The sequence below is a fragment of the Mycoplasma sp. 21DD0573 genome, from assembly GCF_034863425.1.
Taxonomy (GTDB): domain Bacteria; phylum Bacillota_I; class Bacilli_A; order Mycoplasmatales; family Metamycoplasmataceae; genus Mycoplasmopsis.
On sequence record NZ_JAYFEZ010000010.1, the window covers coordinates 1 to 24,915 of the forward strand.

Genomic DNA, 24,915 nt, shown 5'->3' on the forward strand with positions numbered 1-24,915 from the left:
TCCTATAAATTGCCTATAAAAATTGTCTTATTTACATGCGAATGCAATGTTTTTCTTATTTAGATTAGTTGATTTTAGAACTACCAAATTTTGTTGCTTTAAAATCTGCATTATTCTTAATTTTTTGACCATTTTCATCTAATCAAATTTCTTTACCATTATGGTTATCTCAGGTTATAACATTAGCTGTCGCACTTAAACTTGTAACTTTTCCACCTGTTCTCGGGGTTACTGAATAGTCCTCAATAAAAATATATCCTTCATCAGTCTCTTGCAGAACATTTTGAGCTAATAAAATATCCAAAGTTCCCTTAATTGATTTCTCGTAATATTTTTCTTTTTTAGGATTTTTAATAATTCTTGAACCTGCAAAGATTTTTACAGAACCATCTTTTTCATAAAGTTCTGCTTGAGCAATTTTCTCACCTTTAGAGTTTGCAATATGAATTTTGAAAACTTTATATTTTGTGTCATCAGCTTCGAAATATTTAAAAGTTTTCTTAAGTATTTCATTAGTTATCTTTTTAGAACGTTCTTCAATAGTCTCTGTATTTCAATATTCATATTTTAGAATATCAGCATTCATAGCCCAATGGATGAATTTATTAATTTTAGCTTTCTTCTCTTCGAAAGGTAAATTACTTAGATACGAGTTTTCTTCTTTCTTGAATAAAGCTAAATTACCTATTCTATGCTTATGTGTTTGGTGATTATCTTTTGTAATGCCGTTTTCACCAATTCATTTTGCACCATCTTGAGGCATTAAATGTTCTATGCTTCACTCTTTTGGTTCAACGTCTTTATATGTGAATGTGTCATTGAATTGGATATGTATGTATATATTTTTTAGTAAACGTGCGCGTTGATACATATTTGCTTCTAACATATAATCTTCAAGTTCCTTGTCAGTAGGCATACGTGTAGTTTTCCCGTTATTATCATTATCAAGTGAACTTCTGAAGGTATTTATAACGCTACTTTCATCCTTTCAATTCTTAGATTCTAATAGTACTAGTAGATTAATAAATACTTTATTAATACTCTGAATACCAAGATTTAATATAGCACGACGTACAAAATAAATATTTATACCTTTCAGTATTTCAATGAATAAATCTTCTTTAATAATTTTCTCGTGAAGAAGTTTACTCATTTTGACAATTAAAGGTAATGCAGCGTCTGTATTTAAGTTTTTACTTAAAACCATTTCTCTTATTAGTTTTTTATTCTTAAATATTGTTTTAGACGATATTTCTTTATTATCAATTAACTTTATGTATTTATATTGTTCTGAGTATTCAAGAACATCATTAAGAATTTCACTTAGTTTTAGCGTACCATATTCATTTTGATAATTCTTCTCGCAGTAATGTTTGAAATTATCATAAATCCTTGTGAAGTTAACAATTTCCAATGTTTTGATTTGTAAATAAATGAAAAAGAAATGTTCCATTATTTTAGAATCATTATTTAAGTTTTTCTCAATTTTTACTCAATACTTATCGTATAAATCTTTTTGCTCTCTATCAGTTTTCGCAGACATTAATATGTAATTTCTAATAAGATCAGCTTGAGTTAATTTAACTCCGGTTGAGTTGATGCTTTGGAATATTTTTTGTGGGTTGTCATTATCTTCGATTTTGACTGAGATAATAATTAATTTGCTTAGTGAGTTTAAAAATTTATCAACTGTTTCAAGTTGAATTTTTCCTTCATTTTTTAATAGATGTTCCAATTCTTCTTTAATGTATTTATATGAAGAATAGACATTTGATGTATTCAATAAATTGATATCTTCTTTTGAATTAATTTCACCTTCAAGAATTTTCTTAAATGCGTCATTATCATCAACTAATGGATATAATCTGCATTGCTTCTCTTTTTTGTTATCTTCAAAGTATAGAAAATTATTATTAAGTGTATCAATAACTTCGGTAAATTTTTCAGAATAGGAAACACTACTTAAAATATCTCTTAAAGCGAGAATTATTAGAAATGTTGTAACTAATCTCTGTTGTCCATCGACAACGTACATTTTAAATGCTACGTTGTTATCACTAAGAGGATTAAAATCAGTATTCTTGTCTAAATAATAGAAAAAGAAACCGATGAAATGTTGATAATCAGGATCGTTACTATTAAAGATGTCGATAATATCCTTAATATATGCTTCTACTGCTGGTTTCTTAGTTCAGGTATATTTTCTTTGAAAAATTGGAATTACATATTGAGTGTGAGGAGTGGAAGATTTTTGCTTAATTATTTCCATCATATTAACAACTGACACTGAATTATTTGTCATATTTTCTCCTAAAATATAAGCATAAAAGTGATTCAAGATAATTAAAATACTGCTTACAAATAATATTTTAATAAATTATTCGAAAGCGTAATGAACTTAAATAGAAAAAAAGATGAGTCGAGAAACTCATCTAGTTTTAACATCCATGCGGTAGCTGTAGTTGCATTTGTTATATTATCGCAAACATTGATAGTGTGATAAACAAAATAAATACAAAAGAAATTGAATCCAATCTATCTAAAATACCACCATGTTCCCTTAATATGTTTGAGAAATCTTTAATTTCATTTCTTCTTTTTATGAGTGAAAATGCTAAGTCACCACAGATTGCAAACATAGGTGCAAGGAAGATAAATAACATTAAATACACAAACATCATATTTAAGCTATTAGCATCATTATTTCATGGGGTCATCATTATGTACATTAATGTTTGCTTTTTATCTGATGCTATTCCATAAGCTATTCCCATATATGCTAATGTAACTGCGATTCCAACAATAATTCCGACAATAGCACCTTCAATTGTCTTTTTAGGACTAATAGCTGGAGCGAGTTTTTGTTTGAAAAACTTGTGTCCTAAAAGTCTTCCACCGAAGTATCCTCCGATATCGCAGGACATTGCGATGAATACAATTAATAAAACAACTTCAATAGCGTAAGTTTGTGCAAGCAATACCATAAATGATTTTAAGAAATATGTTAAGAATGAAAAGATGAAAAAGAATGATAAAGCTTTAATTGCTAAATATTTGAGATTAACGTTTTTAACAGTTAAAAATCTAATTAATACAAAAATTAATGTAATTGTTAAAGGTCATATTGCATCAAAGAAACTAAATGCACCATAAGTAGCATCTGTAAAGACTAAGCCAATTTGTAATATATTTTTATTAACTAAATTACTTTCTGAGTTTGTTATCCGAGTTGTTAAGAACTTAAGAAAGTTTGGGTAAGCAAAGAGCAACCCAACTGCTAAAGCAGGTAAAACTCATTTAAATATTTTATGGTTTTGTAGATACGCTTTTGATAGTTCATAATAAATTCAAAAAGCAATTCCTACAAAAACCAAAATAGACAATGTTCTTAAAAACCAAAATACTCCATCATTAAAGTTTTTATATAAATTAAAATCAAAAGAGAATTTTGATACTGTTAAAAATATAACTAGAACAATTCCAATAATTAGAGCAGGAATAACTCTATTTATTCAGAAAGATTTTTGTTCTTCTTTTTTCATTATTTCCTTTCTTAATCCTCAAGTTCTTGAAGAAATTGAAGATACATATGCAAGTACCCTTCAGCTACAATGAATTTTTCAATATTAAATAAACTTTTATCAAAATATCTAGATCACCCACCAGAAATTATTGAGTTTTCTGGTTTATCAAATGAAGATACATAACCTGATAATAAAGAGCTTAAACCATTTAAGAAAGCTGTTTTTGTAGTTGTTCCTTCTTTAGTTTCAGGTACTTTTAATTCACTTTCAATTATTGAAGGAGCTACAAATGGGATATCAAAAAAGTCGACTGTTCTAACTATTGAAACACTTTTAAGAATTAAGTTTTCCATTTTTAAATTAACTCAATATGTTCCTAATAAGTTAATTGAATCTTTTTTATATTTAATTGAGTTTATAAGCAATGCTGATAAGATATCAAAACCAATAGAAACTTTGTGTTTTATATTTTTATCAATTAAGTGAGACATCCCTTTAATAATTATTTTTTTCTCATCGTTTAAGTAAACTAAATCATTAGACATAAAATTCAACTTACTTGCAATGGCGAAGATAATCGTTTTACATAAATCCTCATCTGTATTAGTTGCAGCTACAAGGATTCTCGTGTATTCAAGATCTTTAAGTATCTTAGCAAGCTCTTCGGTAAAAGCTAAGTAGTCAATAATTTTTGCCTTACCTTGTTTAATTTCATTTGTTCTTAAGTTGACTTTGAAATTAACTATTTTGATGAATGTATTACCCAAATCCATAACAATATATTTTGATAATTTTTTCATAGTTATTAATTTCCTTTTATAATTCTTAATTATATACTTTTAAAAAATAAAATGTGGAGGTACATATGAAAAAACCGATAAATATTGGACACACAAATAAGACATATATGACTGAAAATTCAATCTATCAAGAAAAGGTTTTAAATAAATTCAATCATAAGTTAGATTACGCATTACTTGAGAAATTTGATTTTGTACCTCGTTTAATTAATGAAACAGAAAATTCTGTTGAATGAGAGTATCTTCAGACAAAACCGTTGGTGTTTACAGAAGATGTTTTGACTCAAATTGCGAATAATTTTAAGACATTACACGATTCAAAGTTGCAGTTCCCTAAAACAAATGTGGCTTCAAGAGTAAAAGAGTATAGAAGAATTCTGAATGAAAGAGGAATAAAAATTGATGTTCTTAATGATTACTATAAGAGAATTAATTTAATATTAAAAAACTCTGAATCAAACAGACCGTTGCACAATGATTTATACTTAAACAATATTCTCCTAGACTTAAACGACAAAGTATACTTTATCGATTGAGAGTATGCTTCAATGGGTGACAAGCATTTTGATTTAGCTTACTTTATTTGTGGTTCATACTTAAATAAAGAGCAAGAAGAGTTTTTCTTAAATGTTTATGATACATATTGAGAAGAATATTTAATTCAACAAAAAATATTAGTTTATTACTTAACAATTCTTTGAGTGAATGCTCAAGAAACAAAACCATTTGATGACGCAGGTTTAATTGTGAAATTAAAAGAGACTGTTAAAGAATATGAATATAAGAAATCAACCAATACCTTTAGGAGATAGGACTATAAGTTTCAGTGAACAGAATATATTTCTATAACACGAATTGCAAGTGCTCATTAAATTACTAATTTTTTAAACTAAGATAAGAAAAGTGGACAGAGGTCAAAACTGTCTACTTTTCTTATCTTATTTTGTAATTCGATTCTTTATTTTGTGACAATTCAACTCAGCAATTGTATTAAAGCTATAATTTGAAATATAAATGACTATTATGCAATTGAAATACCATTCTTATGTGGCGTTTCATTGGTTTTATAGGTCACTATTTTTTCTTTCAATATTTAAATTTTTAAAAGATAGTTAACAAAAAATACTATATATTAATTATAATAATATTTTATAACTTATACAAGGTGGTGAAGTAATGGAAGGATACAAAAATCAAAAATTTAATTTGCTAGCTAACAAATTAAATTTACCTTTTATCGCATCATTTTTGGATGCGAAAATAGATAGCAATAGTATTAAGGTTGTTAAAAATTCAAATACAAATGAAGAAAGATTAGAGGTTACTTTAACTCTTTTAACAATTCCATCGCTTGAAGATTTAAGAACTTTAACAATTGCAGCTATAAAAGAAAGAGTTAATTTCAAATTTAAATACGATAATAATGAATATTTATCAAGTCCATTAGTTCTTAATTATTTGGAATATGTAGTTAAGAAAACTCTTCCAGATAATAGTGGAATTGCAAGAGTATTAAGATTTAAAAATCTTAATTATGATGAACAAACAGGAAAATATTTAGCACATATCTTTGATTATCAAAATACCCCTGAATTTCAAGAAGAACTTAAGGCAGTTAATAAGTATATGAAAGAACTTTTTGGTTTTGATGCATTTGAATTAAATGTTAAGGTCAATACATTTGATTTAAAAGAACAAATCAACAATAACATCCTTCAAAATTATGACAAAATCAAAAATCAATTTAGTGATCATGAGACAACTTCAACTTCATCTAAAAAAGGTTCAATTAGCTATGATAAAGGAAGTTGAGGAAGAAGACGTTCACCATCTAGTTATACAAAATACACAATTCAGGAAGTTCACGAACTTCCTTATGAAGATGAAACTACTAATGTTTCTGTGACTGGTTATGTTTATAAAACTGACGTTAGAGACACTAACAAAGGGTTGAAAATTCATAACATTTCAATTACTGATTATAATGATGCTATTAGTACAGTTTTCTTCGAGAGAGAAAATAATAAAGATGTTTATGTTCCGAAAATTGGAGATACAGTTGAAGCTATGGGTAGAGTTTCTAATCCATATGGTTCAACTTACAATGGTGTAGACAAGTACAATAAACAAATCACAGTTAACTCTTTTAGCAAAGTTGATCCACTTACAGAAGAGCAAGAAGATTTAGCTTATGAAAAAAGAGTTGAGCTTAGCACAAGAACGAAAATGTCAACTATGGATGGACTTTTAAATGCTGAAGATATTGTTTCCATAGTTAAACAATATGGACATTCAGCAGTTGCTATAGTTGACTCAAATGGTGTGCAAAGTTATCCAACTTTCGAAAAAGCTGCTAAAAAAGCTGGTATTAAACCAATTTATGGAGTTAGTTTTGATGTTATTTCAAAAAATCATAATTTCTTATTAAATTATTCGCCTGATAAAAATGCAGTTTTAGAGCAAACTGAATTTGTTGTCCTAGATATTGAAACAACACACTTATCAGCTCAAACAGGAGAATTAATTGAATTTGGTGCTCAAATTGTTAAAGAGCATAATGCTTTTAATCATAAAGACTTACAGTTCTTTATTAAGGCACAAAAACCTCTTAGCGCTAAAACAATGAGCTTAACTAACATTACACAAAAAATGTTAGATGAGGAGGGTATCGAGTTAAATGAAGCTCTTGACAAAATTTATGATTTATTAAATAATAAAGTTTGTGTAGCTCATAATGCTAACTTCGACTTTAACTTTATTATCCAAAAATTCATTCAGCAAGGAAAAAAAGTTCCAAACACATTCTTTGTCGATACACTTAACATTTCAAGATTGCTATTCCCTGATAAACGTTCACATACATTAGGGAACTACTGTTCATATTTACAAGTTAGTTATGATTCGGCAGTAGCTCACCGTGCTGACTACGATGCTGGTGTTCTTGCTAGTGCTTGAATTAAGTCAATTCAAATGTTAAAAGAGAAAGGCATTTTAACATTTGATGATTTAAACAATACTTATGAACCAAATGTTTACTCACATGTTAGATCAAATCAAATTTCTGTTCTTGCTAAAAACCAACAAGGAATTAAAGAAATTTCTAAATTAATCACACTTTCATTAACCGAAAGATTCTTTAAGTCTCCTAAATTATTTATGGAGGACATTAAGAAGACTGAAAACATTTTAATAGGGTCAGGTGGACTTAAAAGTAGATTTATAGACAATATTTTTTATTCATCAGATATTGAAATTCAAAAGTCAGCAGAATTTGCTGATTACATTGAAATACCACATCCTAATGCACTAAAACATTACTTAGAGCCACAGGAAAAATTTACTCAAGAAGAAATTTATGATGGTATTAAAAGAATGATTAATTGAGCGAATAAGCTTAACAAAATTCCTGTTGCAATTGGGGATGTAAGATATAAAAATAAATTAGATAAGGAAGTTTTCAGATGCCTTGTTTATTCAAAAGGTATTGGTAACTCTTCACACTTTTTATTTGATCATAGAAAAGTTGAATTTGAAGGAAGAAACTTCTTATTACCTGATTTAGAGTTTTATACAACTGATCAAATGCTTGAGTCATTTAAATTCCTGAATGATGAGCAATTAATTAATGATTTAGTTATAGTGAATACAAACAAGATTGCTAATTTAATTGATCCAGAAATTAAAATTGTTCACGACAAACTTTACACACCTAAATTTGATGATTCAGCAGTTAAATTAAAAGAATTAGTTTATAAAACAGCGCATGAAAGGTATGGAGAAGTACTTCCTCAAATGATTGAAGAAAGACTTCAAAAGGAAATCACACCTATTCTTAAATATGGATTTGATGTTATTTACTGAATTTCGCATATCTTGGTTAAAAAATCATTGGAAAGTGGATATCTTGTAGGTAGTCGTGGAAGTGTTGGTTCATCTTTAGTTGCTACATTTGCAGGTATAACAGAAGTTAATCCATTACCAGCTCACTACATTTGTTCAAATTGTAAAAACTTTGTTTTAAATGAAGATTCTAATATAACTTCAGGATTTGACTTAGATGATAAAAATTGTGATAAATGTGGAACACTTATGAATAAAGATGGACACACTATTCCATTCGAAACATTCTTAGGATTTGATGCTGATAAGGTTCCAGACATAGACTTAAACTTTGCCGGTGACTTCCAACCAATTATTCATAATGAAGTTAAGAAACTTTTTGGTGACAGTCATACTCTAAGAGCCGGGACTATTTCTACAATTCAAAGCAAAACTGCCTTTGGTTATGTTAAAAAAGCTAATGAAGAATATAACTTGGGTTATTCAAATGCTTTTGTTGATTATTTATCTTCAAAACTTGAAGACATTAAGCGTACAACAGGACAACACCCTGGAGGTATCTTAATTATTCCTAAAGAATTCGATGTTGAAGATTTTACACCTGTTAACTATCCAGCTGATGATACTTCAATCGATTGAAAAACAACTCACTTCGATTATAGAGCTATCCACGACAATGTCCTTAAGTTAGACTTGCTTGGACACATTGACCCAATGGCAATTAGAATGCTTGAAAAATTAACTGGTTTAGATGTTAAAAAAGACATACCTAAAAAAGATAAAAGAGTTATGTCACTTTTCTCAACTACTAAAGAATTAAATATCGCACCTGAACAAATTGGTGGCGAACCAACAGGTGCTTTAGGTATCCCTGAGTTTGGTACATCATTTGTTAGAAAGATGTTGATTGAAGCACAACCTGAATCATTTGCTGACTTAATTTCAATTTCAGGTCTTTCTCATGGGACTGATGTTTGAACAGGAAATGCTCAATCACTTATTAAAGATATGGGATTATCATTAAAAGATGTTATTTCCTGTCGTGATGATATGATGGAATACTTAATGAAGAAAAATATTGAGTCTAAATTAGCTTTCAAGGTTATGGAACAAGTACGTAAAGGTAAAGGTGTAACAGAAGAACAAGTTGCAATATTAAAGAAAAACAATGTACCATCTTGATACATTGATTCAATGCAAAAAATTAAATATATGTTCCCTAAAGCTCACGCTACTGCATATGTGCTTATGGCTTGAAGAATTGCTTGATTTAAACTTTATAAACCTTTAGAATACTATGCAACATTTTTTACAACTAGAGCAACTGAATTTGATTTACATGTAATGATGAACGACTTTAAGATTGAAAAAATTAATAAAAAAATTAAGGAAATAACCTTAATGAATGATAGAAAAGTTAAAGACGATCAGTTATTACAAACCTTAGAACTCGCAAGAGAAATGTATGCACGTGGATTAAGCATTTCAAACATCAGCTTAACTAAATCATTAGCAACTGAATGAGTAATAGATTATGAACATAATGCTCTTATACCTCCATTTACAGTTGTAGGTGGACTTGGAGAAGCTGTAGCAAATGAAATTGTTAATGCTAGAAATGAAAGTGAATTTGTTTCAAAAGAGGACTTTAGAAAACGTGGAAGAGTAAATCAAACTCTTTACAAGATATTGAATGAAGAATTTAAGGTTCTTGATGAGTTAAACGAAACAAATCAGTTGACACTATTTTAAAAATTAAAAAATAACTTTGATAAATAAAAGTTTTATAATATTAATGAGGATATTTTTATAGTATCCTCATTTTCTTTAAATAATTATTTAAACAAAAGGACAAAAATGAAAAAAATTAAATCATTATTATTAGCTGTTGCAGGGATCACAACAGCTATAGCACCAGTTGCTGCAATCTCTTGTGGAAGAACAGACAGAACAACTTCAGGAGTAAGAGCTAATATCACTCCAATTGCAGATATTACGAGAAATACAGCTTTAACAGCTGAAACTATTCAAGGCAAAACTCCACTTTCTGTTGTTGTTGTAACAGACTCTGGTCACGTAACTGACTTATCATTTAACCAATCATCATATGAAGGAATGATGAGATATGTTGATGACATTAAAGAGCTTACAGGTTCAGAACCTAAATTTGCTTACTCAGAACCAGAAAGTAATAGTTATGAAAATACTTACAATAGTTTATTAGGGAAATATAACATTTGAATTCTTTCAGGGTTCACACATGGAGATGCAATTAAAGCATACATCCAACAAAATAAGGATAGATTAATTAAGAACAATGTAAAAATCATAGGTACAGACTTCACAATAGATCCAAATGAACTTCAAGGTTATGGAGACTTTTATGGTTTAGATTTTAAAGTTGCTGAATCAGCATATATCGTTGGACAAGCAGTTGCTGAATTAATGGCAACAGAAGAGTCATATGCAAACAAAAGAAAAGTAACAGCATTTGGAGGTATGCCTTTCCATGGAGTTGTTGATTTTATTAAAGGTTACTACAGAGGTATTCTTGATATAAATAAAACTCAATCAGATGCTAATAAAAAAGTTAGACCAACACAAGGTAAAGGTCTTGCAAATGACTTTTCAAGTGTAGCACTTAATACTGCTTTTGAATCAGGTAAACCAATGGATAGTGCAATCGCAAATGCAATTGCTTCAAATCCAACAGTTATTTTACCAGTTGCTGGACCAGCGACAGGGTTCACATTAGATGAACTTGAGAAAAAAGCAAATACAGATCACATTGGTGTAATCGGAGTGGATACTGATCAAGCAAAATCAAGATCAAAAGACTCAGGAAAATTCTATACATCAATTACAAAAAATATTGCACAAGCTGTTTACGATACAATCCTATACATCACATATGGTATTGATAGCAAAAATATTTATAGTACAAAAACAGCAGAGAGATCATTCTCAATTAGAGGAAGTTTCAAACAAGGGTGAGTTGGTTATGCACAAAGTACACTCAAAGATGAAGCAATGAAAACAAAAATGAATCAATTATTAGCAAAATATGATGCTAAATTTAAAGAATTATCTGAAGAGGACATAGATTTTATTTCATCAGATAAATTAAATAAAACAGATTCTGCAACTTTATCACTTCCTGACTTAATTCAAGAATTAACTGGCGAAATGTTAAAATAATTTTTCAACAAACTTAATTTTTTAAAGGGTACCTAATTTTGGTATCCTTTTTATTTTTATACCTACCTCCTTGTAATAAAAGAGAAAACACTAAATCATAAAATTAAGAATAAAAAATATATAATTAAAATGTAAATAATAGACATTAAATTCTATTATTTATTTTTTTAATATATTAAAAACACAAGGAAAGATATGAAACAAAACTTTTATGCAATAGAGTTTGATAATATTTCTAAATCTTTCGGTTCTATTAAGGCTAACCAGAATATTAGCTTTAAAGTAGAAAAAGGTACAGTTCACGCTTTAATTGGTGAAAATGGTGCCGGAAAAAGTACTTTAATGTCTATATTATTCGGGTTGTATGAACCTGATGAAGGAATTATCAAAGTAAATGAAAAAGAAGTTTTAATCAAAGGTCCTAATGATGCTAATAGATTAGGTATTGGTATGGTGCACCAACACTTTAAACTTGTTGATGTATATACAAACCTTGAAAACATTGTTTTAGGAGCTGAGGATAGAAATAAATTTACTAGAGTTATTGATTTCAAACCTGCTATTGAAAAAATCAAAACAATTCAAGAAATGTTTGATTTGCATTTTGATTTAAACAGGTTAACTGGTAAAGAAACAGTTGCAACTCAACAAAAAGTTGAAATTATGAAAATGTTATATCGTGATTCAGATATTTTAATTTTTGATGAACCAACTGCTGTTTTAACAGACCAAGAAATTCAAGGTCTATTGAATACATTCAAATTATTCAGGGAACAAGGTAAAACAATTTTATTTATTTCTCACAAACTTGCCGAAATTAAGGAAGTTGCTGATAATGCGACAGTTTTAAGACACGGTAAGGTTGTAGGAAACTTCAAAGTAGCAGATGTTTCTATTGAGGAAATGGCTAACCGTATGGTTGGTGGTGATGTCGAAATTGTTAGAAATGAACATTCAGATACATCACAAAATGAAGTTGTTTTCAAATTAGATAACGTTTCTACAGATGGTGAAAAACCATTGAAAAATGTTAATTTAGAAATTAGAAGTGGTGAAATTGTTGCTATTGCCGGAGTTGAAGGTAATGGACAAACTGACTTAGAAAAAGTTGTTAGTGGAATGATAAAACCGACAACAGGTCAAGTTCTTTATAAAAAGACACCACTTGTTAAAGAAAGAATGCAATTAATACAAAAATCAAAAACAAGAAAAAATATAATTATGTTATTGATTTCATTATTTGTATTCTTATACTCAGGTTTAGGTTTATTAGCTGCAGCTAATTACCAATCTGATTCAACAAAAGCTATTATGAATATCGGTGGAGGATTAGCGATTTCTTTCAGCATAATCCTTCTTATGTTGATTTTATTTTCAATATATGGACCAAAATTTAAAGAAAAAACTATTTTTGCAAAAACTAGTTTTCAAAAGCAAATGAGCAAAAGACAGCTGTTAGTTTTTAAAATACTATTCCTAGTATTAGGTTTAGTTTCTGGCTTCGCTGTGCTATTTGCTGCATTAGTGTTTACATCAACAAATACATCAATAGTAGTGGCATTAGCTTCTTCAATTATTGTGTTGTGTTTAAGTATTATCACTACTGTTTTATTGAAAGTGAATAAATTATTAAAGTTTGAAAATGAGCATGCTAAATTAATCAAACGTAATAAATTATTTGTTATTTTAATATCATTTGGTATTGCTTCTGCTTCAGCATTAGCAATCACATCATTAATTTCATTGTTAGCTACTGTTCCACTTGTAGCACTAGGACTAATGATTATGTTTAGTGTATTGATGTTTGCATTTATAGTGAGTGGATTACTTACATATTTCTACTTATCAGATACAAATGAGAAAAAAGTTATTAATGATGATTACTTTGTCATAAATGAATTATCAGTTTATGATATTTCAAAATTAGGTCTTTCATTCATACCAAGTGATAGACATAAACACGGTTTAGTTCTTGACTATAACATTAAAAATAATTCAATTTTACGTAGACTTTGAGATAAAAAATACAGCAAAGCTGGACTTTTAAACAATAGAGCTATGCAAAGAGAAACTGAAGACATTATTGAAAAATTTGATGTTCGTGGTGCAAGAAATGGATACTCAATGTCAAGATCTCTTTCAGGAGGGAATCAACAAAAATTCATTGTTGGTCGTGAAATGAACTCACCACATGATTTCATTTTAATATTACAACCAACACGTGGATTAGACGTTGGAGCTATCAAAAATATTCATGAAAGAATATTAAAAGAAAAAGCTGAAGGTAAAGCTATCTTATTAATCTCATATGAATTAGATGAAGTTTTATCATTGGCAGATAAAATTGCAGTTATTAACACTGGTGAAATTTTAGCTGTGAAACCTGCGAAAGAACTTACAAGAACAGAAATTGGAGTTTATATGGCTCACAAGAAAGGAGGTGAATAATGTTCACATTAACAGCAAATAAAATTAAAGAAAATTTAATGCTTGAAGATAAAAAATCATCTAGAAGAAAACTTTATTCATCTCTTTGAGCAGTTTTAATTGGTTTATTATTTGCTTCAGTAATTTACTGATTAAAAGGTATTGCTGATGGAACAGAAACAACAATTTTCACTTTTGTGCAAAATATTTTCGAGTTTGCTTTTAGTGAATATATTCTTAACGATACATTATTATTATTCATCTTCTTTGCACTAGCGAGTTTTTCTGTAGCAATTGGATTTAAATCTGGATTATTCAACATTGGTGTTTCAGGGCAGATGTTGCTACCTGGTGTATTATTCTTTGCTATTTTAGCTGGTACAAGAGTTGATTTAAAGAATTTATCATTAAGCTTTTTATTAGGAATGATGTTCATTAGTGTCATTATCGGTGCTATGGTTGGTGCGATTCCGGGTATTTTAAAAGCATACTTTAATGTTCATGAAGTTATTTCAACAATTTTTCTTAACTGAATTGTTACATTTTTAGGTATTTGACTTTTCACATTCTCAAACGATGTATTTATACCTCAATCAGATCCTAATTATATAAATTGAATCGGTCTGGAACCAGGTACTACTGCTAAGTTAGTTTTCACTAACTTAAGTAGAGACTTAGGGATTGATGTTCAAAGATTATTTATTTACATTGGTATTACACTTGTTTGTGTAATTGCAGTAGCGATTTGATTTGTTTATTCAAAAACAACACTTGGGTACAAAATTAAAATGGTTGGGTTAAATAAAACAAACTCAAAATATGTTGGAATAAATGAAAAGGCAGTAACTGTTTGTGTAATGGCAATAGCAGGAGCTCTTGCTGGTTTAGGTGGGTTCTTCTACATTGTTGTATACACAAGACAAGTGGCTATTAAACCACAAGCTCCTTTAGCTATTGGTTTTGAATCCATAGCAATTGCTCTTGTTGCTCTTAATAATCCATTTGGTGTTCTTGCTACTGGTTTCCTATGTGGAATGATACGAAGTGGACAAGCTTCATTCTCAGTTACAGAGATAGGACCAAAAGTATCAAAAGATTTCTTCCCAATTATCACAGGGATAATTATATTTATGTCAGCATTATCTATTATGTTCTATAAATTTAGACCAATGCGTTATGTATGAAAACAAATTATTCTAATGTGTCATAGAGAATACTGAGAAAACTTTTCTATTTATCATAATTTAAGATCAAGATCTCATATTAAAAAATCTTGAAATAAAGCAAGAGCTTTATATGCAGAAAATTTAATTTCTTCGGATCCTGATATGACAAAAGAAGAAATTGATGAAAAATGCAAATCATATTATTCAGAATGACTATTACAATATCAACAAATGGTTAAAGAAACAAAAGCTCAAATTGCAGAATTATCTGTTAAATTAAAAGAATACAAAAAAACACAAAAACAAAAATTACAAGACACACTTTCAAGCTTTACATTTGCTAAATTCTATGAAAAACAAATAGATAAATTCTATGAATACTGATCAATAAATGAACATGTAAAAGAATTAGATGAAACTTCAAAAGCGTATTTATGAGCTTTATACTTAGCTAAAGAAAAAGCAAATGCTGATTGAAGATTATATGCTAAAAATGAGTATGATGGTCAGCTAAGAGTTAATAAATTAAAAATATCTGAAGAAACTGCGAATGAAGTTAAGAAGTTAGAATTTGAAATTCTAGAATTAAAATCAAAAATTTACAACACATCAATTAAGGATGAAATCAAGATTTTACGTAGATATTCAAAAGAAAAACTTCAAGTATTTGCAAGATATGAAAAGGCTTATGAAGCGAGAGTTGCGAATTTAATTCTTACTTTAAAAGGTCAATCAGTCGAGTCAAAAATGACTATTTATGATGAAATTTCAAAAGAGAAATTTGCATTACAAAAAGCTAGAACTGATTTAGGTGTTGATGAGTATCAATCTTATGTTCAAAAATCAAAAGCTCTTAAACGTTCAAGAAAATTAGTTTATAGAGAAATTAGAGAGAAAATTTATAATGATTTTGTAAATAAATACATTATAAAACCATGAGACAATAGAGTTTTAAGAATTCAAGAATCAAAATCAATGGAAGGAGCTAAATAATTATGGAATTAATTGTTTCATATGCAGTATTCTTCTTTTGCATTCTTTTATTAGGTTCTATTTCAGGAATTTTCTCAGAAAGAGCAGGGATCGTCAACATTGCAATTAATGGTTTCATGATATTTGGGGCCATAATGTATGTTATGTTTAGTGTTATATTAACAGATTTTATTTTCCACAAAGAGCAAACATCAATGCTTTGACAAATTCCTTTAACATTATTATCTGTAGGTGCATCAGCATTATTTGCATTATTATTTGGTTTAGCTACAATTAAATTAAAATCAGACCAAACAATTTCAGGGTTTGCTATGGGATTATTAGCAACAGGTATTGCATGTATTTTAATGTTATTTATTCTTGATATACAAAAAGAAGGACAAACTGCAACTTATTATGGTAGATCTGAGTTAGCTTTAAGTTCATCTTTAGGTGAGTATCAAAATATAGTATCATTCAAAACATTTGCAACTCTAATCATCGCATTTGCTTCTTGATTTGCCTTAAGAAAAACTAAATGAGGTTTAAGATTTAGAGCAATTGGTGAAAACCCACAAGCAGCTGATGTTGCTGGTATCAATGTTAATAAAATTAAATGACAAGCAGTTATTTTAGCTGGAATGGTTGCAGGTTTAGCCGGAACATTTTATGCTCAAAGTTTCCAAGGACCTTTCTCAATTACAAAAGATGTTGAAGGTTTAGGATTCTTAGCATTGGCTATTATGATTGTGTCAAGATGAAGAATATCAATCGCTGTAGTTATATCACTTCTATTTTCAATTATGATTTCAGTATCATCATTTGGTGTAAGTTATATTAAAGCAGAGAAATATTCAGAATTAGTTAAAGCAGTACCATATGTGATTACTCTATTTGTTATGATATTTATATCAAAATCATCATCAGGTCCAGCCGCTGCTGGTATCCCATATGATAAATCAAAAAGATAGATCAATATCAAAAAATAAAATTATAAAAATAGTGAACAGTTTAATTTGCTTGTTCACTATTTTTTTATTTCATATTTAGCTAATTAATATTATCTATCCTCCTCCTCTTCTTCATCATATTCATATTCATATTCATCATCTAAATACTCTGTGTTTGCCTTGTCATTCTCTCCTGCTATAACTACCCTTATTTTCATTAAGTATAATGCTATTCATAAACCTTTTTCATATTTATATTTTTCTAACGCTTTATGAGGTGTTTTAAGTTTTCCAATTAGTTGTACATAAAACTTTTTATTATTAGCAACTATATGATCAGGTATTTTGACTGTTTCGATATTCGTGTCAATTCCTTTACTTGTATTTCACTCGTGATTTGAGACTCACTCATTATTATATTGTTCATTTTCACTTAATAGAACTTTCATATCAAAGAAATCAGTTAAGAACAATCTAATATCCTCAATATCCATTCCAGTTTCTTTAAGAAATTGATTTAATTCATCTCTATTTAATCCACAACCATAGTCCACGGCTGGTCATTCAAGAGATACTTTAAGATTATGAGTAATTTTTGTTTTTGAAATGTTAAATGCAAGAAGGATTCCTGATTGATTATCATTTCTTTTTAAAAACTGTGGAAATCTATTGTGCTTACTATAATCATAATTTTGTGCAGGATTTACTAAATTAATAGTAACTGATTTAGAATCGCTTGGAAAAACATAAGTTTTATATTTATCATCACGTATTGGTATAGTTAGGTTTTGTATATTTTTCGTAGTCTCAACAAGAGCGGTGTAATTTATTTTTCCAAATCCAGTAATTGTTCCAGAGTTATTTGCATGTAAATATTCTTCGCCTGTGTCATTGGTTGATAGTCAAGTATCTTCGCTACTTAAAAATGCATTATAATCAATTTTTTTAACTTTTGTTTTTAACGGTATTGCAGTTGCTGCGATTGCTGATACACCACCAACAGATGCTGTTGCTATTGTGGAAACCATAATATAGGAAAAAATATTTTTTTTAATTCATTTTTTAAACATAAGATAACCTTTCTAAAAAATATTATTTTCGATTTATTTAATATACCCTGCTTATATACCTTATCAAGATTATGTATCACTTTTTAATAAGAAAATATTTTATTTTTTTCACATTCGTGAAAACTTTAAAAAAGTTAATTGTATGTTTAAATATCCGGCTAACTAATATGTTTAAATTTGTAAAAAACTATATAAAATATTAAATTATGTTTAAGATAAGAAATTTAAGTAAAAATACGTGAAAAGGACTGGCTGATATTATTTGATCTAACTCAAATTATGATGATAATTTATCTCCATATTCTAAGAGAATTAAACTTTTTTCATACATTTATGCAGCTATAATAACATTTGCTTGTTTAGTTTCTTTCTTTTCACTGATTACAGTGAAAGAAGGACCTAATAAAGCTCATTTTGATCGTTTTTTAGTTGTTGTCCAAGTCGTCACATTCTTTATATTTATAGTAGATTACTTTCTACATTTTATTACTTACAAGTATTTATATACAGATGGAAAGACTAAAGTCTGAAAAATCGTACTTAAGTATATTTTTTCATTCAATGGAATTTGTATTTTATTCTGTATTTTAGCTTCACTCTATGCAATCAGTTTTCTTATGCCTACATCAGAGGAAATTGCATATAACAAAAATGAAACAGCAAAAGTTTTCCATTTATTTAAATCATTTAACGTATTTAAAATTATCCGTTTCTTCTTTGTTTTAACATTATTTGCACCATTCCAAATTATTATTAATGTGTTTAAAAAACAAAGACAGATATTAACTTACATTTTTATATTAATCCTTATTTTAATTTTCTTATTCGCTTTATTAATTTGAAACAATGAAAAAAACCACTTAAAACAATCTCAAATTCAATACATCATTGATCACAAATGAGATCAAACATTTAATTTAGAGTATTTCAAAGAAATTAATAATCAAGAATACATTCAAAGAATACAAGGCGCAACAACATCTCATGATAAAGCTGTGGTTATCTTTGATTATTTATCATCAGTAAGTTATGCAGATTTACCAAATGACAATATTATTGGTTATATGGATGGATTTTTAGGTCTAGAATCAGGTTACGTAACTACATTTGGTTCATCTTTATACTATGTAACAATTACACTAACAACAATTGGTTATGGTGATTTTACACCTCATGCATCTATAACAAGAGGAATTATTTCATTCTTATCATTAATGTCTGTTGCAATTATTGCTATTCCATCAGGTCTTATTGCCGGGGCATTTTTAGTAGAAATGCAAAAACATATTTCAACTACAGGTAACAAAAAATCAAGATTTGGATTTAGAAAAAAATCAGATGATGCTGATAATCAAACAAATCAATCAGAATCTGATGAACCTGCAACAACTTCAGTAGAAAACTCACAAAATACACAAGAAACTCGGAAGGAACAAAATGATTAAATTAGGATCACACATTGGATTTAAAGCCCCAAATTATTTATATGCATCAGGTCAGGAAGCTATCAGTTATGGCGCTAATACTTTTATGATTTATTTAGGAGCACCCCAAAACACAAACAGGGTTGATGTATCTAAATACAATTTAGAAAAATATGAAGAAGAGTTTTCTTCAATTATCCCTAAAGAAGGTATTATTGTTCATGCACCATATATTGTTAATCCTGCCAATCCAGAAAAATCAACTTTTGCTAAAGATTTCTTAATTCAAGAAGTTCAAAGAATGGAAAAAGCAGGATTCAAATATTTAGTTCTACACCCTGGTGCAGCAGTTGGACACCCAACTGAGGAAGCATTAGATACATTAATTGACACTTTAAATGAAATAATTAAAAATACAAATAATGTTGTTATTTGTATTGAAACAATGTCTGGAAAAGGTACTGAAATTGGTGTTGATTTTGAACAAATTGCTTATATTCTTAAATGAGTTAACTCAGATAGAGTTCAAGTTTGTTTAGATACTTGTCATATGTGAGATGCAGGTTATAATCTTCAAGAATATGAAGAATTTAAAAAAGAATTGGTCAAATGAGATTTACTTAAGAGAGTTAAGGTTATCCATTTAAATGATTCGAAACACGAAATTGCTTCGCATAAAGATAGGCACGCAAATATTGGTAAGGGAGCAATTGGATATGAAACATTAAAACAATTTGTTCATGATCCCGATTTTGATAATATCCCAATTATCCTTGAAACACCAGTTCCAGAAACTGGACCAATTTATAAAGAAGAAATTGCTTGATTATTAGAAAAGTAATAATTTAAAGTTAATAAATAACACTTAATTATTGGACTTAAATACTTTTTGTATTTTTCAGTTATAGTTTATAATATATAAAAATATTTATAAATATTAATTTTCATTCAATGTAAAGGAGAAAAAATGGCTAGAGAAGGTTTCACATTAGTGTGTGTTGAATGTAAAATGGAAAACTACATTTCAAAGAAAAACAAAAAAACACACCCTGAAAAAATTGAGTTACTTAAATTTTGCGCAAAATGTAACGCTCACAAAACACACAGAGAAAAGAAATAGTCACATTTTTCTCTATAATAATTTCCAATCTAGCATCTGCTAGATTTTTATTTAAAATACATAAAAGTTTTATAATTATTAAATCATTAACAATCAATAGGAGGAAACTATGGACAGAAGAAGACTAGATCAAATGTTTGAAGAAACAGGAGCTGAAGTTTTAATTTCAGAAGCACCTCAAACAAGATTATGATATGCACACGTTCAAACATCAGATGGATATATTGCAATTGAAAAAGATAAAGCAACATTATTCGTTGATGGAAGATACATTGAATACGCAACAAAGCACGCTAAAAATGTTGATATTGTTTTAATCAAAGGAAACTCAATGAAAGAGTGATTTGATAAAAGAAACTTCAAGAAAATTATTTTGGAAAAAAACTACTTAACAAAAGAAGTTCAAGACAGAATTGTATCAATGGTGCAACCTGAAGAAATTTCATGAGTTGATGCTCAAGATTTAAGAATTGTTAAATCAGCTGAAGAACTTAAATTAATGCAAAAAGTAATTGATATTTCTCTATCAGCTCTTGAAGAATTTAAACAATGAGTTAAACCAGGTATTTCAGAAAAAGAAGCTGGAGCTTATTTAAATTATTTACTTAAGAAACACGGTGGAGATAAAGAAGGATTTGATGAAATAGTTGCAACAGCTTCATCGTCAGCCGAACCACACCACCATACAACTGATAAACTTCTAGAGGAAGGTGAATTACTTAAAGTTGACTTCGGTGCTAAATATAAAGGATATACAGCAGACATTACAAGAACATGAGTTTTAGGTGGAGAAGATAAAGTTAAAAATCCAAAAGCACTTGAAATCTTAAACATTGTTAAAGAAGCTGCTGCAGCAGGTAGAAAAGCTGTAAGACCTGGTATTAAAGCTTGTGAAGTTGATAAAGTATGTAGAGATTACATTGCTTCAAAAGGATATGCAGATTACTTCTTACATTCAACAGGACACGGATTAGGAATTGATGTTCACGAATGACCATCAGTTTCACCTCATTCACAAACTGTTTTGGAACCTGGAATGATTATTACAGTTGAACCCGGAATTTACATTGAAGGTTTAGGTGGCGCTAGAATCGAAGATGATGTTCTAGTTACTGAAAATGGTCACTATGTATTTTCAAGACCAAATGAACAATAATAACAATAATTCACAAATAAATCATGATGGATATTTACAAGTAGATTCTATCCATCAAATTTATTTCAGTGTTAGCGGTAATCCAGATGGATTACCTGTTTTTATAATACATGGTGGACCAGGTGGTCAAAGTTCACTTAAATCACTTGAATTCTTTGATCTAAATTTCTATAAAGTTATTATGTTCGATCAAAGAGGTTGTGGTAAATCTAAACCTAGATTTGAACTTCAAAAAAACAATACTAACGAATTAATTGAAGATATAAGAAAACTCAAAGAGCACTTAAACATAAATAAAATGATGCTATTTGGCGGTAGTTGAGGAACGACTTTATCTTTAGCTTATGCAATTAAATATCCAGAACATATATTACATTTAGTTTTACGTGGAATTTTCTTAGCAAGGCAAGAAGATGTGGATTTTCTTTATGAAAAAGGTGCTTCATTTTTCTATCCAGAGAAGCATAATGAATTTGCTTCCTATGTACAAGATGTAAATGGAAATAGCATTTTAGAAAAATACTATTCATTATTAACTAGTGATGATTTAGAAAAAAAATATAAAGCAGGTAGAGCTTTTGCAAAATGAGAAGAATCAATTGTTTCTATAAATCCTAAATTATTTGAATCAACTGATGAAGATGATTATCAAATTTCATTAATGGAATCACATTATTTTATCAATAAATCGTTTTTACCATCAGATAACTATATATTAGAGAAAGCACACAAAATAAAAAACATTCCAACAGATATAGTTCACGGAAGAAATGATATTGACACAAGACCTATTGGTGCCTATTTACTATCTAAAGAATTAGATAATTGTAACTTATATTTCATAGAACAAGCCGGGCACACACAATGGGATATAAACAATAAAAATAAATTAATTCAAATCTTTAATGAACTTAAAGAGACATATAAATAATTCAATTTCCAAGATGCTTATCTTGGATTTTTAATAATTTTTATTCGCTTTATTAAAATGTGCTATAATAGTCTCGAACCAAATAAATACCGAAATAAAAAATATAAAAATAATTTTGAAAAAATAATTTTTATGTATAATATATTAGCAAATCAAAAATGCCGATTTAGCTCAGCGGTAGAGCAGCTGGCTGTTAACCAGTTGGTCGTTGGTTCAATCCCAATAATCGGCGCCATTTATGGTCTGTTGGTGAAGCGGTTAACACACATGGTTTTCATCCATGCATACACGGGTTCGATCCCCGTACAGACTGCCATTTTTGGAAGATTAGCTCAGCTGGGAGAGCGTCGCCCTTACAAGGCGAATGTCATGGGTTCGAGTCCCTTATCTTCCACCATTGCCGTCTTAGCTCAGTTGGTAGAGCAACTGACTTGTAATCAGTAGGTCGTAGGTTCGAGTCCTATAGACGGCACCAAGCATGGTGCTTTTTTTATGCCTTTCAGCACTAAAAATATGCGCGAATGGTGAAATTGGCAGACACGCTAGATTTAGGCTCTAGTGCCTTACGGTATGAGGGTTCGAGTCCCTCTTCGCGCACCATTAAAATATTGTTTTAATAAAAAATAGTCGAATAAGTCATCACGCAACAAAATGTGTGATTTTTTTATTTCATGTAAATATGTGAATTAAAACATACAATTTATTACAATATGGTCACTATGATGATTTTTAATATTCATGTGATTGATGCGAAAAGAGGTATCAACTCAAAATCACATCGTAGAGGTACAGTTCAGGAAGTAATTATGACAAATTATGATATTTAATTAGTAAGATTATTTTCTAAATAAACAAAATGAAAAAATATTTGCTTTTCTAATTTAATTCAACCACTTTACTGAAGTGGCTTTTTATTTTTTTACATCTTGTACACTATGTAAAAGCTATTTATTATGATCATAAAATAAAGTAAAATAATAGTTATGTATAAACACGAAATTAAGGAAATAAAATCAAATTTAAAAAAGCTTAAAGAAGAAATATTAAACAACAGAGAACTAATTTATGAGGCTCTCAAAAAAGATTTAAATAAAAATCCCTTAGAAGCTGAAGCTACTGAAGTAGGTCAAGTTTTAAATGAACTTAATTTATATATTAGAAAGCTAAAAAGATGATGAAAAAATAAAAGAGTAACAAACTCAATTCAGACTTTTTACAGCAAGACATACATAAAAAGTGAACCATACGGGAATGTTCTAATTGTATGTCCTTGAAATTATCCATTCAATTTATCTCTTGTTCCTGTTATTAATGCAATAGGAGCAGGTAATAATGTAATATTGAAATTATCTGAATTATGTCCTAACACGAATCAAGTTGTCAAAAAGATTTTAACAAGTGTTTTCAATAGTGCACAAGTTAAAATCTATGAAGGAGACAAGGAAATAGTTGAGCAAATTTACTCTGAAAATAAGATTGATTTTATTTTCTTTACAGGTTCAGAAAAAGTTGGACAAATTTATTACAAAAAAGCTGCTGAATTATTAATTCCATGTGTATTGGAATTGGGTGGAAAATCACCTCTTATTGTTGGATACACAGCAGATATGGAAGAAGCGGCTAACAAATTGGTTTTAGGAAAATTGCTTAATGCAGGTCAAACATGCATTGCACCCGATTATGTATTAGTGCATAAAGAGAAAAAAGAAGAGTTAATTCGGGAAATTAACAATTCATACCATTCCATTTTTAAAGAAAAAAATGCGATGAATGAGAATATTGCAAGAATTGTAAATAAGGAACATTATGATAGATTAGTTAAATTAGCACCACAAGCTAAAAGGAATGAAGAAACATTACAATTTGATTTAAATATCTTAGAATTATCAGATAACACAACTCAGAAAGTTATGTCTGAAGAAATTTTTGGACCATTGTTGCCTATTATTACTTTTAATGAGTTAGATGATGCAGTTAAATTTGTAAATTCAAAATCTGAACCATTAACAGCTTACTTGTTCACGAGAAATAGTTATGAAATTAATAAAGTAACTAATGAAATTAAAGCTGGATCAATAGTAATAAACGACATACTTTTACAACTACAAAATAGACGTTTAGCATTTGGAGGTAGAGGTAAAAGTGGAATTGGTAAGTATAGAGGTAAAGCTGGTTTTAATACATTCACACACAAAAAAGCTATAATTTGTAAAACACAAGTCTATAAAGAAAAGAGAACTTTAAAGATATTGCAAAATAAACCAAAAATACTCAAGCTACTTCAATTTTTCAATAAATGATATTAGACATTTAGACCTACTAGATAGGTCTTTTTTA

At 28.8% G+C, this 24,915-nt stretch carries 16 protein-coding genes and 5 tRNA genes; 17 read left to right on the top strand and 4 right to left on the bottom strand.

Translation table 4 applies throughout. The features are described 5' to 3' along the window. Nucleotides 1–64: 64 nt before the first annotated feature. The 3 genes from VBM86_RS01895 to VBM86_RS01905 all read right to left on the bottom strand — a co-directional run bounded on the left by VBM86_RS01895 (nt 65) and on the right by VBM86_RS01905 (nt 4,324). Nucleotides 65–2,302 carry a GmrSD restriction endonuclease domain-containing protein gene (locus VBM86_RS01895; protein WP_323189686.1) on the bottom strand — a complete coding sequence of 746 codons (2,238 nt, stop codon included), beginning with the start codon at nt 2,300–2,302 and terminating at the stop codon, nt 65–67. A gap of 169 nt (nt 2,303–2,471) precedes the next feature. Next, nucleotides 2,472–3,542 carry a phosphatidate cytidylyltransferase gene (locus VBM86_RS01900; protein WP_323189687.1) on the bottom strand — a complete coding sequence of 357 codons (1,071 nt, stop codon included), beginning with the start codon at nt 3,540–3,542 and terminating at the stop codon, nt 2,472–2,474. A gap of 11 nt (nt 3,543–3,553) precedes the next feature. Next, entirely contained in the window at nt 3,554–4,324 is a 771-nt protein-coding gene (locus VBM86_RS01905) for a hypothetical protein (RefSeq protein WP_323189688.1), read from the bottom strand. 65 nt (nt 4,325–4,389) lie between these two features. On the opposite strand from VBM86_RS01905, the gene VBM86_RS01910 reads away from it, so the two are divergent. The 6 genes from VBM86_RS01910 to VBM86_RS01935 all read left to right on the top strand — a co-directional run bounded on the left by VBM86_RS01910 (nt 4,390) and on the right by VBM86_RS01935 (nt 16,898). Further along, the gene (locus VBM86_RS01910; RefSeq protein ID WP_323189689.1) at nt 4,390–5,136 is read left to right on the top strand and encodes a phosphotransferase; all 747 of its coding nucleotides are present in this window, start codon (nt 4,390–4,392) and stop codon (nt 5,134–5,136) included. Nucleotides 5,137–5,500: 364 nt separating this feature from the next. Beyond that, the gene (locus tag VBM86_RS01915; RefSeq protein ID WP_323189690.1) at nt 5,501–9,916 is read left to right on the top strand and encodes a PolC-type DNA polymerase III; all 4,416 of its coding nucleotides are present in this window, start codon (nt 5,501–5,503) and stop codon (nt 9,914–9,916) included. Nucleotides 9,917–10,021: 105 nt separating this feature from the next. Beyond that, nucleotides 10,022–11,362: a BMP family ABC transporter substrate-binding protein gene (locus VBM86_RS01920; RefSeq protein ID WP_323177313.1), complete on the top strand. Its 1,341-nt coding sequence runs from the start codon at nt 10,022–10,024 to the stop codon at nt 11,360–11,362. 195 nt (nt 11,363–11,557) lie between these two features. After that, the gene (locus VBM86_RS01925) at nt 11,558–13,810 is read left to right on the top strand and encodes an ATP-binding cassette domain-containing protein (protein WP_323189691.1); all 2,253 of its coding nucleotides are present in this window, start codon (nt 11,558–11,560) and stop codon (nt 13,808–13,810) included. Next, the gene (locus tag VBM86_RS01930; RefSeq protein WP_323189692.1) at nt 13,810–15,948 is read left to right on the top strand and encodes an ABC transporter permease; all 2,139 of its coding nucleotides are present in this window, start codon (nt 13,810–13,812) and stop codon (nt 15,946–15,948) included. The genes VBM86_RS01925 and VBM86_RS01930 overlap by 1 nt, the downstream gene beginning before the upstream one ends. A 2-nt stretch (nt 15,949–15,950) precedes the next feature. Then, entirely contained in the window at nt 15,951–16,898 is a 948-nt protein-coding gene (locus VBM86_RS01935) for an ABC transporter permease (protein WP_323177316.1), read from the top strand. 89 nt (nt 16,899–16,987) lie between these two features. Here VBM86_RS01935 and VBM86_RS01940 read toward each other — a convergent pair whose 3' ends face one another. Beyond that, on the bottom strand, nt 16,988–17,905 hold the full coding sequence (locus tag VBM86_RS01940; protein ID WP_323189693.1) for a hypothetical protein: 918 nt from the start codon (nt 17,903–17,905) through the stop codon (nt 16,988–16,990). Nucleotides 17,906–18,153: 248 nt separating this feature from the next. Between VBM86_RS01940 and VBM86_RS01945 the strand changes: the two genes are divergently transcribed. From VBM86_RS01945 to VBM86_RS01995, 11 genes are all read left to right on the top strand, one after another. Beyond that, nucleotides 18,154–19,392, top strand: coding sequence for a potassium channel family protein (locus VBM86_RS01945; protein WP_323189694.1), 1,239 nt, complete (start codon nt 18,154–18,156; stop codon nt 19,390–19,392). Beyond that, nucleotides 19,385–20,212, top strand: a complete 828-nt coding sequence (locus VBM86_RS01950; RefSeq protein ID WP_323189695.1) for a deoxyribonuclease IV — start codon at nt 19,385–19,387, stop codon at nt 20,210–20,212. Before VBM86_RS01945 ends, VBM86_RS01950 begins: the two co-directional genes overlap by 8 nt. Before the next feature lie 126 nt (nt 20,213–20,338). Then, on the top strand, nt 20,339–20,491 hold the full coding sequence (rpmG, locus tag VBM86_RS01955) for a 50S ribosomal protein L33 (protein ID WP_257088959.1): 153 nt from the start codon (nt 20,339–20,341) through the stop codon (nt 20,489–20,491). 109 nt (nt 20,492–20,600) lie between these two features. Continuing rightward, the gene (locus VBM86_RS01960) at nt 20,601–21,647 is read left to right on the top strand and encodes a M24 family metallopeptidase (RefSeq protein ID WP_323189696.1); all 1,047 of its coding nucleotides are present in this window, start codon (nt 20,601–20,603) and stop codon (nt 21,645–21,647) included. Next, nucleotides 21,637–22,578: a prolyl aminopeptidase gene (pip, locus tag VBM86_RS01965; protein WP_323189697.1), complete on the top strand. Its 942-nt coding sequence runs from the start codon at nt 21,637–21,639 to the stop codon at nt 22,576–22,578. Before VBM86_RS01960 ends, pip begins: the two co-directional genes overlap by 11 nt. Nucleotides 22,579–22,738: 160 nt before the next feature. Beyond that, nucleotides 22,739–22,813 (top strand) — tRNA-Asn (locus VBM86_RS01970). Between the two features lie 5 nt (nt 22,814–22,818). Next, nucleotides 22,819–22,894, top strand: a tRNA-Glu gene (locus VBM86_RS01975). A 5-nt stretch (nt 22,895–22,899) separates the two neighbouring features. Continuing rightward, nucleotides 22,900–22,975: transfer RNA gene (locus VBM86_RS01980), tRNA-Val, on the top strand. A gap of 2 nt (nt 22,976–22,977) precedes the next feature. Further along, nucleotides 22,978–23,053 (top strand) — tRNA-Thr (locus VBM86_RS01985). Nucleotides 23,054–23,093: 40 nt separating this feature from the next. Continuing rightward, nucleotides 23,094–23,178, top strand: a tRNA-Leu gene (locus tag VBM86_RS01990). Between the two features lie 383 nt (nt 23,179–23,561). Further along, nucleotides 23,562–24,884, top strand: coding sequence for an aldehyde dehydrogenase family protein (locus VBM86_RS01995; RefSeq protein ID WP_323189698.1), 1,323 nt, complete (start codon nt 23,562–23,564; stop codon nt 24,882–24,884). Nucleotides 24,885–24,915: the final 31 nt, after the last annotated feature.